Source organism: Streptomyces sp. NPDC056527, assembly GCF_042794475.1.
GTDB lineage: Bacteria > Actinomycetota > Actinomycetes > Streptomycetales > Streptomycetaceae > Streptomyces.
On sequence record NZ_JBHTTQ010000040.1, the window covers coordinates 47,659 to 63,890 of the forward strand.

14 protein-coding genes and 1 pseudogene are annotated in these 16,232 nt (G+C 72.1%); 5 read left to right on the forward strand and 10 right to left on the reverse strand.

The window, feature by feature from the left end; genetic code table 11:
* From ACFQ7Q_RS20330 to ACFQ7Q_RS20345, 4 genes and pseudogenes are all read right to left on the reverse strand, one after another.
* Positions 1-239 (reverse strand): annotated as a pseudogene (locus tag ACFQ7Q_RS20330) (hypothetical protein); the annotation flags it as partial.
* A complete protein-coding gene (locus tag ACFQ7Q_RS20335) occupies positions 236-1,732 on the reverse strand; it encodes a tripartite tricarboxylate transporter permease (protein WP_383556994.1) in 1,497 nt (498 codons plus the stop codon). The pseudogene ACFQ7Q_RS20330 and the gene ACFQ7Q_RS20335, both read right to left, overlap by 4 nt.
* 3 nt (positions 1,733-1,735) lie before the next feature.
* Positions 1,736-2,281 (reverse strand): tripartite tricarboxylate transporter TctB family protein, encoded by a 546-nt coding sequence (locus tag ACFQ7Q_RS20340; protein WP_383556996.1) that lies wholly within the window; start codon positions 2,279-2,281, stop codon positions 1,736-1,738.
* Positions 2,278-3,261, reverse strand: coding sequence for a Bug family tripartite tricarboxylate transporter substrate binding protein (locus tag ACFQ7Q_RS20345; RefSeq protein WP_383556999.1), 984 nt, complete (start codon positions 3,259-3,261; stop codon positions 2,278-2,280). Before ACFQ7Q_RS20345 ends, ACFQ7Q_RS20340 begins: the two co-directional genes overlap by 4 nt.
* A gap of 122 nt (positions 3,262-3,383) precedes the next feature.
* On the opposite strand from ACFQ7Q_RS20345, the gene ACFQ7Q_RS20350 reads away from it, so the two are divergent.
* On the forward strand, positions 3,384-4,052 hold the full coding sequence (locus ACFQ7Q_RS20350; protein ID WP_383557002.1) for a response regulator: 669 nt from the start codon (positions 3,384-3,386) through the stop codon (positions 4,050-4,052).
* Positions 4,053-4,114: 62 nt separating this feature from the next.
* Here the strand turns inward: ACFQ7Q_RS20350 and ACFQ7Q_RS20355 are convergent, their stop codons facing one another.
* Both ACFQ7Q_RS20355 and ACFQ7Q_RS20360 read right to left on the reverse strand, forming a co-directional pair.
* Entirely contained in the window at positions 4,115-4,411 is a 297-nt protein-coding gene (locus ACFQ7Q_RS20355; protein WP_383557004.1) for a hypothetical protein, read from the reverse strand.
* An 82-nt stretch (positions 4,412-4,493) separates the two neighbouring features.
* On the reverse strand, positions 4,494-5,330 hold the full coding sequence (locus ACFQ7Q_RS20360; protein ID WP_383557007.1) for an alpha/beta fold hydrolase: 837 nt from the start codon (positions 5,328-5,330) through the stop codon (positions 4,494-4,496).
* A gap of 274 nt (positions 5,331-5,604) precedes the next feature.
* Between ACFQ7Q_RS20360 and ACFQ7Q_RS20365 the strand changes: the two genes are divergently transcribed.
* Positions 5,605-6,609 carry a lytic polysaccharide monooxygenase gene (locus ACFQ7Q_RS20365; protein ID WP_383557009.1) on the forward strand — a complete coding sequence of 335 codons (1,005 nt, stop codon included), beginning with the start codon at positions 5,605-5,607 and terminating at the stop codon, positions 6,607-6,609.
* Positions 6,610-6,620: 11 nt separating this feature from the next.
* Here ACFQ7Q_RS20365 and ACFQ7Q_RS20370 read toward each other — a convergent pair whose 3' ends face one another.
* The 3 genes from ACFQ7Q_RS20370 to ACFQ7Q_RS20380 all read right to left on the reverse strand — a co-directional run bounded on the left by ACFQ7Q_RS20370 (position 6,621) and on the right by ACFQ7Q_RS20380 (position 12,341).
* Complete coding sequence (locus ACFQ7Q_RS20370; RefSeq protein ID WP_383557012.1) at positions 6,621-7,481, reverse strand: esterase/lipase family protein; 861 nt, start codon at positions 7,479-7,481, stop codon at positions 6,621-6,623.
* Positions 7,482-7,671: 190 nt separating this feature from the next.
* Positions 7,672-8,631 (reverse strand): hypothetical protein, encoded by a 960-nt coding sequence (locus tag ACFQ7Q_RS20375; RefSeq protein WP_383557015.1) that lies wholly within the window; start codon positions 8,629-8,631, stop codon positions 7,672-7,674.
* The gene (locus tag ACFQ7Q_RS20380) at positions 8,628-12,341 is read right to left on the reverse strand and encodes a DNA polymerase III subunit alpha (RefSeq protein ID WP_383557017.1); all 3,714 of its coding nucleotides are present in this window, start codon (positions 12,339-12,341) and stop codon (positions 8,628-8,630) included. Before ACFQ7Q_RS20380 ends, ACFQ7Q_RS20375 begins: the two co-directional genes overlap by 4 nt.
* A 149-nt stretch (positions 12,342-12,490) precedes the next feature.
* Between ACFQ7Q_RS20380 and ACFQ7Q_RS20385 the strand changes: the two genes are divergently transcribed.
* The 3 genes from ACFQ7Q_RS20385 to ACFQ7Q_RS20395 all read left to right on the forward strand — a co-directional run bounded on the left by ACFQ7Q_RS20385 (position 12,491) and on the right by ACFQ7Q_RS20395 (position 15,525).
* Positions 12,491-13,528 (forward strand): DUF3533 domain-containing protein, encoded by a 1,038-nt coding sequence (locus ACFQ7Q_RS20385; protein ID WP_383557019.1) that lies wholly within the window; start codon positions 12,491-12,493, stop codon positions 13,526-13,528.
* Positions 13,529-13,659: 131 nt separating this feature from the next.
* On the forward strand, positions 13,660-14,601 hold the full coding sequence (locus ACFQ7Q_RS20390) for a GNAT family N-acetyltransferase (protein WP_383557021.1): 942 nt from the start codon (positions 13,660-13,662) through the stop codon (positions 14,599-14,601).
* A 42-nt stretch (positions 14,602-14,643) separates the two neighbouring features.
* Entirely contained in the window at positions 14,644-15,525 is an 882-nt protein-coding gene (locus ACFQ7Q_RS20395) for an alpha/beta fold hydrolase (RefSeq protein WP_383557023.1), read from the forward strand.
* Here the strand turns inward: ACFQ7Q_RS20395 and ACFQ7Q_RS20400 are convergent.
* The gene (locus ACFQ7Q_RS20400; protein WP_383557026.1) at positions 15,504-16,202 is read right to left on the reverse strand and encodes a hypothetical protein; all 699 of its coding nucleotides are present in this window, start codon (positions 16,200-16,202) and stop codon (positions 15,504-15,506) included. The two genes, ACFQ7Q_RS20395 and ACFQ7Q_RS20400, sit on opposite strands and share 22 nt — an antisense overlap.
* Positions 16,203-16,232 lie beyond the last annotated feature (30 nt).

Here is a 16,232-nt window from a genome sequence, read left to right on the forward strand (position 1 = left end):
GGGTGGCTGGCTTTTTTTCCGTTTGCGGGGTCCCCGCCCCCCCCCCGCACCCCCCCCCCCCCCACCACCGGGTCGCCTGCGACGAACACCCTCCCCGCCGCGACGTCCGCCGCGTGATCCGCCTCCATCGGGGCGGGCACGAGGCCGATCCGTTCGATGTAGTGGTGGTAGGCCGCGTCGGTCACGGCCTTCACGCGGGGGACGTCGGGGTTCTCTGCGAGGAGGATGTCCTGTGTCATGCCGACACGTTACGACGGCGGATGATCACCTTCTTCAGCAGCGGCCAGGCCAGCAGGAGCGCGATGACGGCGTAGACGGTCACGGAGAAGGGTGTGTCGACCAGCCCGGTGAGCGAGCCGTCGCTGATCTGCAGGGCCCGGCGCAACTGTTGTTCGGCGGCCGGGCCGAGGATGACGCCGATGACGGCGGGCAGCACGGGAAGTCCGTAGCGCCGCATTCCGAAGCCGATCAGGCCGATGATCAGCAGGAGGACCAGGTCGAGCGCCTCGCCGCCCACCGCGTACGCGCCGACGGCGGCGAAGAAGAGGATGCCCGCGTAGAGGTACGGGCGCGGGATGCGCAGCAGCTTGGCCCAGACGGGCGCGAGCGGCAGGTTGAGCGCGAGCAGCAGGACCATGCCGACGAAGAGCGAGGCGATGAGGCCCCAGACCAGGTCGGGTTCGCGCTCGAAGAGCAGCGGGCCGGGCTGGATGCCGTACTGCTGGAAGGCGGCGAGCATGACGGCGGCGACGGCCGTCGTCGGCAGGCCCAGGGTCAGCATGGAGACGAGGGTGCCGGCGGCGGAGGCGGAGGCGGCCGACTCGGGTCCCGCGACGCCCTCGATCGCGCCCTTGCCGAACTGGTCCTTGTGCTTGGAGAGCCGCTTCTCGGTGACGTACGAGAGGAAGGTCGGGATCTCCGCCCCGCCGGCCGGGATGGCTCCGAAGGGGAATCCGATGACGGGGCCGCGCAGCCAGGACTTCCAGGTCCGCCGCACATCGTCCTTGCCGAGCCACGGACGTCCGACCGGGATGGCCTCTCCCGCCGTGCGGCGCAGATGAGCGGCGACCCACAGGGCCTCGCCGATGGCGAAGAGGCCGACCGCGACGATGACGACGTCGATGCCGTCGGCCAGCTGGAGCGAGCCGAAGGTGAGGCGCTGCTGGCCGGTCATCTGGTCGAGGCCGACCAGGCCGAGGGTGAGACCGATGAGGAGCGAGGCGAGCCCGCGGATGCGGGAGGAGCCGAGGACGGAGGTCACCGCGATGAAGGCGAGGACCATGATGGCGAAGTAGTCGGGTGCGCCGATGTCGACGGCGAGCGCGGCGACGGTCGGGGCGAGCGCGACGAGCAGGAGCGTGCCGATCATGCCGCCGGCGAAGTGGCCGATGGCGGCGGCCGCGAGCGCCTGTGCGCCGCGGCCCGCCTTGGCCATGGGGTTGCCCTCCATGGCGGCGACGACGGCCGCGCTCTCGCCGGGGGTGTTGAGCAGGATCGAGGTGGTGGAGCCGCCGAACATGGCTCCGTAGTAGATGCCCGCGAACATGATGAAGGCACCGGTCGGTTCGAGTCCGTAGGTCACCGGCAGCAGCAGGGCGACCGCCATGGCGGGGCCGATGCCGGGCAGGACGCCGATGGCGGTGCCGAGGAGTACGCCGATGGCGGCCCAGAGCAGGTTGATCGGGGTGAGGGCGGTGCCGAATCCGTCGATCAGGGAGTTCAGTGAGTCCATGGGTCAGAGCACTCCCATCAGCGGGCCGCCGGGCAGCGGAACTCCGAGCAGGTTGTTGAAGACGACGTAGGTGAGCAGGGAGAGTCCGGCCGCGATCAGCGGGTCGCGGTGGAGGTGCCGGCTGCCGAGGGCGTAGGCCGCGCCCCAGAAGAGCAGGGCTCCGGAGACGGGGAAGCCGACGGGTCCGATGAGGACGGCGAAGGCGAGGAAGACTCCGGCGAGGAGCAGGACCGTACGCCAGTCGCCGGGCTCGGAGAGGTCGATGTCCTCGCCGCCCTCGGACTCGCCGCGGCCGCCGCGCAGGACGTCGATCGCGAGGAGGACGGCGACGACGAGCAGGCCGGCGCCGACGAGGACCGGGACGGTCTTGGGGCCGACGGGGCCGCGCTGGGCGATGTCGACGTTCATGGTGAGGGCGTCGGTGAGGACGAGGACGCCGATGACGAGGAGGAGAAGGCTGACGCCGAGCTCGGAGTGCTCGCGCAGCCAGGACTTCTTCTCCGTGCCCGTCTCTTCCGTCGTCTCCTTGGTCGTCGCTGTGTTCGTCACAGTCCGAGCTCCTTCAGTACCGAGCCGACCCGCCGGTCCTGTTCGGTGAGGAAGGTGCCGAACTCCTCACCGGTCAGGAAGGCGTCGTTCCAGTTGTTCTTCTTCAGCGACTCGCGCCACTGCGGGGAGTCGTGCAGCTTCTTCGCCAGGCCGACGAGCTTGTCGCGCTCGGCGTCCGAGAGTCCGGGCGGGGCGACGATCCCCCGCCAGTTGATGAACTCGGTGTCGAGTCCCGCCTCGCGCAGGGTGGGGGCGTCCAGGCCGGGGATCCGCTCGGCGCCGGTGACGGCGAGGAGCCGCAGTTCGCCGGACTCGATCTGGTCGAGGTACTCGCCGACGCCCGAGACGCCGAAGGCGACCTTGTTGCCGAGGATGGAGGCGAGGAGCTCGCCGCCGCCGTCGAAGGGGACGTAGTTGACGCTCTTCGGCGCGATGCCGGCGGCCTGGGCCATCAGCATCGGGGCGAGGTGGTCGGGTCCGCCGGGCGAGGAGCCGCCGCCCACGGGCAGCTTGCCCGGGTCCTTCTTCCAGGCGGCGAGCAGGTCCTGGATGGTCTTGTACGGGGAGTTCTTGCCGACCACGACGATGTCCTGCTCCATGGTGAGCCGGGCGATCGGGGTGGTGTCGGCGAGGGTCTTCGGGGTCTTGTTGGTGTGGACCGCTCCGACGACGCCGAGGCCCATCGACATGGCGAGCCGGCCGTTGCCGTGCTCGCCGACGAGCCGGGTCAGGCCGACGGTGCCGCCGGCGCCGGGCAGGTTGAAGACCTCGATGTCGGTGGTGAGACCGGCGTCCTCGGCGTTCTTGGCCGCGGTGCGGGCGGTGATGTCGTATCCGCCGCCGGGCGTGTTGGGAACCATGAACCGCAGGCCTGGTATCTGGGTGCCGGTGTCGGAGCCGCCGCCGGTGGAGAGCAGGGGCGGCCCCACCAACACCAGCAGCGCGGCCCCGAGCAGGGCGAGGGGGGTGCGCAGACGCACGTGTGCCGCCTCTCGATAAGGGATGTGAAGTGGCCCACATGTTGCCTGCGCGTTAAGAAGCTGTCTCTCTTCCGCAATCAACGGACGTTGTGGTCCTTGTGGTCGCGACCTAGCGTGTCGGGGTGACAAAGGTGCTGGTGGTGGACGACGACTTCATGGTCGCGAAGCTGCACAGCCGTTATGTGTCGGTCGTGGACGGTTTCTCCGTCGTCGGGGTCGCGCACAGCGGCGCGGAAGCGCTGCGCCTGGCCGACCGGCTGCGCCCGGATCTCGTGCTGCTCGACATCTTCCTGCCCGACATGGACGGCATCTCGGTCCTGCGCGAGCTGCGCGGGGCGGGTCTCGCGGTCGACGCCCTGTTCATCACGGCGGCCCGGGACGCCGCCATGATCCGTTCGGCGCTGCGGGCGGGGGCGCTGCACTATCTGATCAAACCGTTCAACCAGGCCGCCCTGCAGGAGCAGCTGCGCCACGTGGCCTCGCTGCGCACGCGCCTGGACACACTGGACGAGGCGCGCCAGGAGGACGTCGACCAGATCTTCGGCACCCGCCCGCCGGGCTCGCGCGAACTCCCGAAGGGCCTCGCCGCGCACACGGCGGAACTCGTGGACGGCATCCTGCGCGCCCACCCGGAGGGCCTGTCGGCAACGGAATGCGCGGAGGCGGGCTCCCTCTCCCGGGTCAGCGCCCGCCGCTACCTCGAGTACTTCGCGGAAACGGGGCGCGCGGAGATCACACTCCGGTACGGGGGGACGGGACGCCCGGAACGCCGCTACCGACGGCTGGGCTAGGCCGTCTCGGATCGGTCGATTTCGTGGCGGGCAGGCCGGGGCGGGTGGCAGCGCGACGAGGATCAGGCCGTGGGGCGGCGGCGGGCGCGCAGCAGGCGGACGCCCTTCACGGCGTAGACGGCGGTCATGAGCGCGATGCCGGCGATGACGACCCAGAACCAGGAGTCCGCCACCACGAGACTCAGGACCGTGCCGCAGAAGAGCAGCATGTTGCCGACGGTCTCGAGCAGTTCGAGACGCGCCTTGGAGCGCACCGCGGAGTCGGGTGCGCGCACCCGGCGGACGACCGGGACGAGGGCGACGGCCTGCAAGGCGGCCAGACCGAGAACGATCCAGAGGAACCAGTCGGGTATATCCACGGCGCGCACTGTATCGCCCGCCCGGGACCCCCGGGACGAAGATCCGAAGGAATCGCCTTGCGGATCGCCGATGGTCCGCGTGTCAGGGCAGGTGTGACAGCAGAAGCTTGGTGAGGCGTTCGGGCGTGCGGAATGGCAGGTAGTGGTCGGCGTCCGGAATCGTCTCGCCGCGGGCGCCGGGGATGTCGGTGACGAGTCGTCCGGCGATCACCGCGATCTCCGGGTGGTCCTGGTCGCCGTGGATGACCAACGTCGGCGCGGCGATGTCTCCGAGGTGTGGTTCGGCATCACGGCCCGGGGGCACGACGCAGTGCCGTTCGCTCACGGCCCGACGCTCGGCGTTCGAGGCGACCATCGCCTCGATGAGCTCCCCTCCGGGAGCCGTACGGCCCATGGCCGCCCAGATCGTCAGTTCCAGCTCGGCCAGGGTGGCCGTCTCCCGCTCGCGCCGGGCCGTGTCATAGGCCGCCAACTCGGGTCGTTGCGGCCAGACATGACCGCTGACAGAGGCGCCGATCAGGGCCAGTGCGGTGACGCGCTCCGGGTGGGCCAGGACGAAGTCCAGCGCGGTCTCCCCGCCCATGCTCAACCCGACCAGCGCGGCTCGGCGAAGGCCGAAGTGGTCGAGGACGGCGCGCAGATCCTCGACGTCACTGAACGGCTTGCCTGGAGGCGTGGAGCGCCCCAGCCCGCGGGCGTCGTAGCGGATCACGTCATGGTGGCGTGCCAGCTCGGGAACGACGGCGTCCCACAGACGGGAATCCATACCGGCCCCGTGCAGCAGCACGACGGGGCTCCCACCGCCGCCGCGCTCAGCCCACAGCCGACCGCCGCCGGGAGCGGGAACACTGACTTCGCGTAAAGGCATGTCGGATCGTTCACGGGAGTCGGTCGTCACACCGTGATCATTCCAGAACATGCCGACCAGAAGCCCCCGCTCGCAACAGGGCACCTTCACAGACGAGCGGGACCAAGTGCGAGCCGTCGCCTGGAATGCCTTGCCGGCGGACGCCCACGGACGCCAAGCGCTGGTCCCACCAGCAGCGCCGGGTGCTTCCTGAGCCCCCTCTTACCTCCGCCTTAAAGGCATCCTAAGGATCGCCGTCTCCCCCTCTCCACCGGCCTTTTCCGCCTCCGTGGCGGCTAGTTTCTGGGCAACCCCCACATCACCCTCGTGAAGGAGTTGTCCCCCCATGACCTCTCGCCGCCGTACGGCCGCCACCGTTCTCGCCCTCGGTGTCGCGCCGCTCGCGCTCGCCGGGCTGGCCGCCGCGCCGGCCTCCGCGCATGGGTCGATGACCGATCCGGTGAGTCGGGTCTCGGCCTGTTACGCCGAGGGGCCGGAGAGTCCGAAGTCGGCGGCGTGCAAGGCGGCCGTCGCGGCCAGTGGGACGCAGGCGTTCTACGACTGGAACGCGGTGAACATCGCCAACGCCGCCGGGAAGCACCGCGAGCTGATCCCGGACGGCAAGCTGTGCAGCGCCGGCAACGACAAGTACCGGGGGCTCGACCTGGCCCGCGGCGACTGGCCGGCCAGCACGCTCGCCTCCGGCAAGCACACCTTCCGTTACAAGGGGACCGCGCCGCACAAGGGGTCCTTCGAGCTGTACGTCACCAAGGACGGCTACGACCCCTCGAAGCCGCTGACATGGTCGGACCTGGAGGCGAAGCCGTTCGCGACGGTCACCGACCCGCGGATGGAGAACGGCGACTACGTCTTCGACGGAACCGTGCCGAACAAGTCCGGCCGCCACCTGATCTACTCGATCTGGCAGCGCTCCGACTCCCCCGAGGCGTTCTACACCTGCTCCGACGTCGTGTTCGGGAAGGACAACGGCAACACGGGCGGCGCCCCGGCGCCGACGGCGTCCGCGCCGACCGACGAGGAGATCGAGGACGGGGAGGACAAGTCGTCCGTGGAGCACGGCGGGCACGGTGACGACAAGGCCGAGACCGGGGCGGAGGCGACGGCGGCCGCACCGGCCGCCACGACGGCGCCCGCGTCCTCGGCGCCGGTCGCGCCCAACGAGCCCGCCGCCGCCGGTTCCGGTCCGGGCGAGAGCCTCGCCGAGACCGGGGGCGACGCCGCGACCCCGTACATCGCGGTCGGCGGCGCCGCCGTCCTGGCGCTGGGTGCGTCGCTGCTGTTCGCGGCCGTCCGCCGCAAGGCGGTCCCCGCGGGCCGGCACAGCCGCTGACGCCGTAGGGGTCAGGCGATCACGGACAGGCAGGTGGTCGGGGTCGCACGGGCCGGGTCGAGAGCGTTCGCCACCTCGTGAAACGTGATCCGGTCCAGCGTCCCGATCGCCACGTGCTCCGAGAGGTCCAGCGCGCACTTGTCCTGGATGACGACGTTGGTGACGTTCGGACCGTCGAGGAACCCCGAGCGGTAGGGGGTGACGACCTCGTCGTACTTGGTCGCGATGACCGTGTACGTGACGCCGGGCACCGTGTCCCCGCCCTCGTTGAGCCGGGTGATGAACGGGGATCCCGCCATCTGGTCGGCGAGGCCCGGGGTGTTCGCGGTGATGAAGTCCTCGACACCGGGGAAGTACGGCAGCAGCTTGGTGAGGCCGAGGAGGGTCGTGCCGTGGTTGTCGGGGGCGATCCCGACGAGCGCGTTGACCTTCTCGGCACCGCCGAGGAACTTGATGTAGTGACGGGGCATCATGCCGCCCTGCGAGTGGCCGACGAGGTCGGCCTCGGCGGCGCCGGTGGCGGCGAGCACCTTGTCGACGTATACATCGAGCTGTTCGGCCGACTTCTCGATCGGGCCGAGTCCGTGGAAGAACGGCACGTTCGGCAGCCGGCCGTAGTCGAGCGAGAAGACGCAGTACCCGCGGTTGACCAGGTAGGGCGCGAGGACCAGCCAGTTGTCCACGGAGTTGCCGAAGGTGCCGTGGACGAGGACGACCGGACGCGGGTGGGCGGCGGAGGGCTTGCAGGAGAAGTCGTTCCAGCCTCGGCTCGGGGCGGCGGCGGCCTGGGCCGATGCGGTGGGCGCGAGGGTGGCGGCGGCGGTCAGCAGCAGGACCGAGAGGGTTCTGAGCGCGTGTTTCCAGGGCAGCATCGTGCGATCTCCTTGCGGCTCAAGGGAAATCTGTGACGAACGATGGCAGCGAGCCCTGCGGTCCGGACCACAAGTGGGGATGCTCTGCTTCTAGCCAAGCTACGCACGGGTAGCCTCGACTGGGAAGTTACGCGTCGGTAAAAAGTGACTTCTCGTCAATAAGGAGTAGTAGCAGGGCGTACGGTGCACGTCAGGCCGCCAGCGAGCCCGGCACGATCGCCCCCGGGCCGAACTTCGCCCGCGCCTGGTCCGCCACCGCCTCGATCCGGCGGGCCTTCTCGTCCGCGGGGTCGAAGGTCAGCTGATGCGCGGCCCCCTCCGCGGGCGCGAGCCCCTCCGCACGCAGCGCGATCCCCCGCACCCGGGCCCGCTGCAGCCCGAACGAGCCGTGGATCGCGTACGCCAGCGCGGTGAGCGCCGCCGAGTGGGCGGTCGGCTCGGGCAGCGTGCGGGTACGGGTGGTGGTGGACCGGTCCGCGTACCGCACGGTCACCGTCAGGGAGCGGCACACCTGCTTCTCCGTACGCATCCGGGCCCCCAGCTCCCCGGCGAGCGCGAGCAGCGCCCTGCGATGCGCCGAGTGGTCCAACTCGTCCTGAGGGAAGGCCTTTTCGGCCGCCATCGAGCGGGAGAGCGCGTTCGGTACGACGGCGCTGCGGTCGATACCCCGGGCCCGCTCCACCAGCTCGCGGCCGGCCTTCGCGCCGACGAGCCGCTGGAGCACGGCGAGCGGCGCGTCCGCGACCCGGCCGATGGAGTCGAGTCCGTACGCGCAGAGGGTACGAGCGGTGGCGCGGCCGACCCCGTCGAGCGCGACGACCGGGCGTTCCCGCAGGAAGGCGGCCGGATCCTCGACGACCAGGGTGACACCGGGGCGGGCCTCGCGCGCCGCCATCCTGGCCAGCATCGGGTTCGGCCCGGCCCCGATGACGCAGTCGACCCCGTACAGGGCGAGCGCCCTGACCCGCACCACCGAGGCCAGCTCGACCGGACTCCAGCCGAAGTAGCGCAGCGCGCCGCGCACGTCGGCGAGCAAGGTGTCGGGCGGGGCGGCCTCGACGACCGGGGTGAACTCGGCGAGCAGCCCGACCAGCCGGGGAAGCATCGCTTCTCCGAGGCCGTCGAGCCGGAACCGTACACAGAGGATCATCCCGCGCTCCCCGGACTCTGGTGCCACAGCTTCCTGGCCGGTGTCGCCGCGCCTTCGCCGGCCGGCTTCAGGTCCGCCCAGGCGTTCATCTCGTAACCGGTCTCCATCGTGATCCGGCGGCCGCCGTCACCGTTTCCGGTGGGCGTCGGCGTGGGCTCCGCGAGCCGTGCGCCCACCGCGTCCAGCCCGCCGGTGGCCCGCAGCTCCACCAGCTCGGCGAGGTTCCAGGCCGCCGACCCGACCACGCTGAGGCTGCGCGGACCGCGCCGCTGCACCACGCCCCGGACGAGGAGCAGCCAGGAGTGGAAGACGGTGTGCGCGCATGCCTCGTGGGAGTCGTCGAAGAAGGCGAGGTCGACCAGGCCCGTACCGTCGTCGAGCGTGGTGAAGATGACCCGCTTGCCGGACCGGATCGGCGGGGTCTGGGTGGCCGCCTTGGCGCCCGCGACCAGCACGGTCTGCCCGTGCGGGGCCTCGCGCAGCCGCTTGGCGGAGACCACGCCGAGTTCCCGCAGGAAGGCGTGGTGGTCGCCCATGAGGTGGCGCGAGGCGTCCATGCCGAGGACGCCCAGCTCGGCGCTGAGCCGCTCCGACTCGTCGAGGTCGGGCAGACCGATGGGGGCGGTCTTCCGGCCCTGGGCGAGCGGGAGCTGACCACCGTAGGAGGCGGCGCCGCGCTGGGTGCGGTGGAGTTCGGTCAGGTGCAGGAGCAGATCACGGCGGTTGGCGCCGAAGGCGTCCAACGCGCCGACCTGCGCCAGCCGTTCGGCGACCGGCTTGCGCGGGCGGGCCCGCTCCCAGAAGTCGAGCAGCGAGGCGTACGGCTGGCCGGCCTCGATCCTCGCGCTCTCCGCCTCGCTGATGCCGTGGACGTCGGCGAGGGCGAGCCGCAGACCCCACCGCTTCGGCGGACCGGACACCAGTTCGATTCTATGGGCGGCCGCCGACCGGTTCACATCCAGCGGCAGCACCGGCACCCCGCGCCGCCGCGCGTCCGCGAGCAGCAGCCGCTTCGGATACATCCCCGGGTCGTGGGTGAGCAGCCCGGCGTAGAAGGCCGCCGGGTGGTGCGCCTTGAGCCAGGCCGACTGGTAGGTGGGGACGGCGAAGGCGACCGCGTGCGCCTTGCAGAAGCCGTACGAGCCGAAGGCCTCCACGATCTCCCAGGTGCGGGCGATGACCTCGTAGTCGTACCCCCGCTTCTCGGCCCGCTGGGCGAACCAGATCTTGATCCGGCCCTGCGACTCGGGATGCGAGAGCCCGCGCCGGACCTGGTCGGCCTCGCCCCTGCCGCAGCCGGTCATGATCCGCACGATCTCGATGATCTGCTCGTGGAAGACGACGACGCCGTACGTCTCCTTCAGCGCTCCCTCCAGGTCCGGGTGCGGATAGCGGACGGGGGCCCGGCCGTGGCGGGCCTCGATGAACGGGCGGACCATGTCGGCGGCGACCGGCCCCGGCCGGAAGAGCGAGATGTCGACGACGAGGTCGTGGAAGGTGGCCGGCTGGAGCCGGCCGACCAGGTCGCGCTGGCCGGGCGACTCGATCTGGAAGCAGCCGAGCGTCTCGGTGGACTGGACGAGCCGGTACGTCGCGGGGTCGCCGGCCGGCACCTGCGCCGGGTCGTCGATGTCCAGCCGTTCGCCCGTGGCCCGCTCCACCTCCGCGACGGCATGGGCCATCGCGGACTGCATCCGCACCCCGAGGACGTCGAGCTTGAGCAGCCCGAGGTCCTCCACGTCCTCCTTGTCGAACTGGGCCATGGGGAATCCCTCGCCGCTGGTGGGCACGACGGGGGTACGGGTGAGCAGCGAGGCGTCCGAGAGCAGCACCCCGCACGGGTGCATGGCGATCCCGCGCGGCAGCGCGTCGAGGGCCTCGACCAGCTCCCAGAGCTTGCCGTACGCCTGTCTCTCGCCCGCGAGTTCGCGCAGCTCGGGCAGTTCGTCGAGGGCGGCGAGCGCGTCCCGGGCCCGGATGTGCGGGAACGCCTTGGCGATCCGGTCGATCTCGGCCGGATCCATGGAGAGCGCGGCACCCACGTCCCGTACCGCGTGGCGGACCCGGTAGGTCTCCGGCATGGCGACGGTGGCGACCCGCTCGGTGCCGAAGCGGTCCATGATCGCGCGGTAGACCTCCAGACGGCGGGCGGACTCCACGTCGATGTCGATGTCGGGCAGTGCGGTGCGGTTCTTGGAGAGGAAGCGCTCCATGAGCAGCCCGTGCTCGACCGGGTCGGCGTGGGCGATGCCGAGGAGGTGGTTGACGAGCGAGCCGGCGCCGGAGCCGCGCGCGGCGACCCTGATCCCCATGTTCTTCACGTCGTCGACGACCTGAGCGACCGTCAGGAAGTAGGTGGCGAAGCCGTGGTGGGCGATGATGTCGAGCTCACGGTGCATCCGGTCCCAGTACACGCGCCGGCCGGGACCGCGGTCGTACCCCCGCAGCACCATGCCGGCGGAGGCCCGGGAGGCCAGCACGCGCTGGGCGGTGCGGTGCGCGGCGCCGACGAGGTACGGCTCGGGGAAGTGGGCGGAGCCCATGCCGAGGTCGTCCTGGGGGTCGAGCACACAGCCGTCGGCGACCGCCATGGTCTGGTCGAGCAGCCGGTGCGCGGCGTCCCTGCGGAAGCCGGCCGCCTCGACGATCCGCTCGGCGGTGGCCAGCATGTCGCCGGCGTCCTTGAGCCACGCCTCGCCGCTGTCGAGCTCCTTGCGGGGGTCGATGGGGACGAGCCGGCGGGCGGAGTCGAGGACGTCGGCGACGGGGCCCTGACCGGAGTCCGCGTACCGGACGGCGTTGGTGAGGACCGGGCGGACGCCCTGCTCGGCGGCGAAGCCGACGGTACGGGCGGCGAGCCGGAGCGAACCGGGCCCGGTGCCGGAGCGGCCGTGGTGGACGGCCTCCAGGCGCAGCGCGTCGCCGTACCGCTCGCGCCAGGGGACGAGGAGCCGGGCGGCCCGGTCGGGGCGGCCGGCGGCGAGGGCCCGGCCGACGTCGGACGCGGGGCCGAGGAGCACGGTCAGGTCGTCGCCGTGGTTGGCATCCCAGGGCAGCCGGGGCTGCTCGCCCTCCGCGTGGGCGGCGGTGATCATCCGGCAGAGCGCGGCCCAGCCGGCCGCGGAGCGGGCCAGGAGGACGACGCGGGACGCGGACTCGTCGACGAAGGCGCCGCCCCGCACGGGCACCCGCCGCGCGGAGGTCCCGGCCTCCCGCACCGGCCACCCGGCCGCACCTGAGCCCCGGGCGGGTGCTCCGCCGGTACCGGCCACGGCCCGTCCGGCCGTTCCCGCCCCGGAAGCGGACGGGACGGACGAGCCGGACGGGACGGACGAGCCGGACGCGTGCCCCGCCGGGCCGGAGCCGTTGACGGCGCGCGCACCCGAGCCGCCGGACCCGGCCACCCCTGAGCCGCCGAATCCGTTCACGGCGTACACGCGCGCACCACCGTCGCCACCCCGCCCCTGCCCCCGTCCGGCCGGCGCCGGCATCGGATCCGCGACCGCGAGGTCCACACCGAACAGAGGGCGCACCCCCGCCTCCGCGCAGGCCTTCGCGAAGCGGACCACGCCCGCGACCGTGTCCCGGTCGGTGAGGGCCAAGGCGTCCATGCCCCGCTCGGCGGCGCGCAGGGCCAGCCGCTCGGGGTGCGAGGCGCCGTAGCGCAGGGAGAAACCCGATGCGGTGTGCAGATGCGCGAACCCCGGCATGTGCACCTCCCACATCGATTCGTACGTACGTTCCCACCCCCTCTTCCTCACCCTAACCCATTTCGAACGTGCGTACGATACGCCGCGCGCATCATCCGTTCGGCCCCATCCCACCTGCACAAACACCACCCGGCCCGGAGCGTGGGGGCATGAGCCTCGCCGCCGAACTGAAGAGTGCCGTCACCACGCGAGCAGCCCTGCTCGTCCTCGGTGTGTTCGCCCTCCAGCTGCTGTTCATCACCTCGTACGTCGGAGCGCTGCACAACCCGAAGCTGCGGGACGTGCCCTTCGGTGTGGTCGCACCCCCACAGGTCTCCGCCCAGCTCGTCGGGCAGCTGGAGAGGCTCCCCGGCGATCCGCTGGCCCCCCGGACGGTCACGGACGAGGCCGAGGCCCGGGAGCAGATCCTGAACCGGGAGATCGACGGCGCCCTGCTGGTGAACCCGGCCCGGACCACCGACACCCTGCTCGTCGCCTCCGGCGGCGGCAGCGTGCTCTCCTCCGCCCTGGACACGCTCTTCACCAGGCTCGAGGCCGCCGACCAGCGCACCGTCAGGACCGTCGACGTGGCCCCCGCCTCCCCTCAGGACTTCGACGGCCTCTCGGCGTTCTACCTCGTCGTCGGCTGGTGCGTCGGCGGCTACATCTGTGCCGCGATCCTCGCCATCAGCTCGGGCGCGCGACCCGCCAACCCCGAGCGCGCGATCATCCGGCTCGGGGTGCTCGCGCTCTACGCGATCCTCGGCGGCCTCGGCGGCGCGATCATCGTGGGTCCGATCCTCGGCGCCCTGCCGGGCAGCGTCGCGGCGCTGTGGGGCCTGGGCGCCCTCGTCGTCTTCGCGGTGGGCGCGGCGACCCTGGCCCTGCAGTCGGTCTTCGGCATCGTCGGCATCGGTCTCGCGATCCTGCTGATCGTGGTCGCGGGCAACCCGAGCGCCGGGGGCGCCTTCCCGCTGCCGATGCTGCCACCGTTCTGGAACGCGATCGGCCCCGCCCTGCCTCCGGGCGCCGGGACCTGGGTGGCGCGTTCGATCGCGTACTTCAAGGGCAACGACGTCACCGGCTCACTGCTGGTGCTCTCCGCCTGGGCGGTCGTCGGCAGCTCGATCACGCTGGTGATGTCCTCGCTGAAGCACAAGCCCGGGCGGGAGCCGGCGGCCGGGAAACCCGGCGCGGCCACCACATGAGCCGAGGGGGTCCGGCACGGCCACCGAGTGAGAGCCCGCGGGCGACCCGACCGTGAAATCCCTTGGTCCGTCGGCCACTCGGCGGTTAGGTTCGCGAGGCACACCACCCCCGAACCGACAAGGCTCCCTCTGTGACGATCGTCCGTCCCGCCCGTCCCGACGAACTCCCCGCCCTGGTCGAGCACTCCGGTGACACCGAGCGCAACGCCGCCACCCGTGCGTACCTCACCCAACTCCTCGACAGCGCCTGCACCCGGCCCGAGTGGTGTCTGGTGGCCGAGGACGACGACGGACGGCTCACCGGCAGCGTGGTGCTGTGGACCATACCGGGGCACGACGTCCCGCTCGCCGTCGTGCTGTTCGAGGCTCCCGCGGACTCGCCGGAGACCGCGACCGCGCTGCTCGACGCGGCGGCCGCGACGGCGAGGGAGCTGGGCGCGACGGAGCTGGAGCATGTCGTCGACTCCCCCGCCCAGGCCCCGCAGTTCCAGCGGAACCCGGAGCGCCGGGGCGAGCTGCTGCGGACGGCGGGCTACGAAGCCGTCCGCGACGGGCGCCGGTTCAGCCTCCGGAACCCCGGTGAATCCGGTGACCTGCCCGCCGACGACGCCCGTCTGACCTTCCGCTCGCTCGCCGAGCTCGGCCCCGAGCCCTTCGTCACCGTCCTGGCGGAGCTGCTCGCGGACACCGCGGACGCCCGGCTCGCGGCGGACGTACGGCAGCACGGCGCCCGGCGCGCGGCGGAGCTGCTCTTCGAGGAGACGGCCGAGCTGAAGCACGAGGCCGAGTGGTGGGAGCTCGGTTACGACGCGGACGGCACCGTCGCCGTGATCAGCCTGCCCGCCGAGAACCCCAGCGTTCCGGTGATCGGCTTCGTCGGCGTCGCGCCGGCCCACCGCGGCAAGGGGTACGCGACCTCGGTCGTGATCCGGGGCACCCGCGTCCTCGCCGCCGCGGGCGCCACCGAGATCCGCGGGGACTGCGACGCCGCCAACCTGGCGATGGCGAGGGCCTTCGAGCGGGCCGGGTACGTGAACTTCGCCGACCGGCTGGAGTTCGCCAGGCCCCTCTGAGACGAGGTACGGGCGGCCGGTCCGGCGGTACGCTGCGAGGCCATGGGCAAGCATGTGCGCACCGACGACGGCCGCCTGCTGACGGCCGAGGAATGGGGCAACCCCTCGGGCACCCCCGTCCTGCTCCTGCACGGCACTCCGGGCAGTCGGCTGGGCACGGCGCTTCCCGGCCTCGCGGCACACCACGCCGACGTGCGGTTCTTCGCCTACGACCGTCCCGGGTACGGCGGCTCGGACCGGCTCCCCGGCCGGCGCGTCGCCGACGCCGCCCGGGACGCCGCGGCCGTCGCCGACGCGCTGGGGGTCGGGCGCTTCGCCGTGGTCGGACGCTCCGGCGGCGCCCCGCATGCGCTCGCCTGCGCCGCCCTGCTGCCCGGCCGCGTCCGGGCCGCCGCGGCGCTGGTGGGCATCGCGCCCCGGGACGCGGCGGGTCTGGACTGGTTCGCCGGCATGACACCGTTCAACGTCCGCGAGTACGGTCTGGCCGCCGAGTCGCCCGAGCTGCTCGACGAGGACCTCGCGGCGCGGGCCGCGGCCGTCCGGAAGGATCCGGAGGGTCTCATCGAGGATCTGCGGGCGGAGCTGTCCGAGCACGACCTGCCGGTCGTCTCCGATCCCGCCGTGCGCGCGACGCTGCTGCGCACCTACCGCGAGGCGCTCGGCACCTCGCACCACGGCTGGACCGACGACTGCCTGGCCTTCACCCGGCCATGGGGCTTCGAGGTCTCCGACGTGACCGCACCGGTCCTGCTCTGGCACGGCCTCGACGACGCGTTCTCGCCGCCCTCCCACACCCGTTGGCTGGCCGGGCGGATCGCCGGATCCACGCTCGTCCTGGAGCCGGGCGCCGGTCACTTCGCGGCGCAGTACGCGCTCCCCCGTGTCCTGGAGTGGCTGCGGGCTCAGGAGGACGGCGGCGCGTAGCCGCTCGCCCGCGCTCCCTCGAGGCAGTTCATGATCCGCTCATGGCTGTCGCCCACCGTGTCGACGACCCGCACCCGGATGTAGAAGGCGTCGACCTCGCCGACGAAGCGCCGTGAGAAGGAGGCGACCGTCAGGGTGTCGTAGCTTCCGGTGCCCACCAGCGGGAACCGGCCGAAGGAGACGATCTGGTAGTCCTCCTTGACGGTCAGTCCTGCCGCGGTCAGCAGCTGCACCGCGCCGGCGACATCGGTCCACGACCCGGGCGCGGACTCTCCGGGAAGGACGACCCCGCACTCGTACCGCTCGATCACGGCGGTGTGCTGCCCTCCGTTGAGCAGTCCGACCCGCCACTCGTCCGCGCCGCCGCGGAGGTTCCCGCTCGCCCAGTCGGCGCGGAGCCCGAGGTAGGGCCGTACGGTACGGGCGTACTGCGCCCGCCCCAGTACCGCGGCCGCCGCGACCGCGAGCAGGCTGCCCAGTGGCTCCATGTCCAGCAGCTGCAGCCGCCAGGGCCAGTCGGTCCTGGCCTCCTCGGTCATGTTGGCGCGCACGATCTCCCAGCCGAGGACGGCGGTGAGCAGCACGAGCAGCACGATCGGCGCCGTGTACAGCAGCGGACTGCGCCGGACGCGGCGCTGGGGGCGTGAGGCGTGTATCGCTCCGGGCCTTGATGTCACGCGCTCTCCCCCGCCACGAGTCCATGCGTC

Coding starts and splice junctions, on each gene's coding strand:
- ACFQ7Q_RS20370 (WP_383557012.1), bottom strand. CDS start 7,481: ATGCTGCCCTGGAAACACGCGCTCAGAACCCTCTCGGTCCTGCTGCTG.
- ACFQ7Q_RS20385 (WP_383557019.1), top strand. CDS start 12,491: ATGAGCCTCGCCGCCGAACTGAAGAGTGCCGTCACCACGCGAGCAGCC.
- ACFQ7Q_RS20365 (WP_383557009.1), top strand. CDS start 5,605: ATGACCTCTCGCCGCCGTACGGCCGCCACCGTTCTCGCCCTCGGTGTC.
- ACFQ7Q_RS20375 (WP_383557015.1), bottom strand. CDS start 8,631: ATGATCCTCTGTGTACGGTTCCGGCTCGACGGCCTCGGAGAAGCGATG.
- ACFQ7Q_RS20335 (WP_383556994.1), bottom strand. CDS start 1,732: ATGGACTCACTGAACTCCCTGATCGACGGATTCGGCACCGCCCTCACC.
- ACFQ7Q_RS20360 (WP_383557007.1), bottom strand. CDS start 5,330: ATGTTCTGGAATGATCACGGTGTGACGACCGACTCCCGTGAACGATCC.
- ACFQ7Q_RS20395 (WP_383557023.1), top strand. CDS start 14,644: ATGGGCAAGCATGTGCGCACCGACGACGGCCGCCTGCTGACGGCCGAG.
- ACFQ7Q_RS20380 (WP_383557017.1), bottom strand. CDS start 12,341: ATGCCGGGGTTCGCGCATCTGCACACCGCATCGGGTTTCTCCCTGCGC.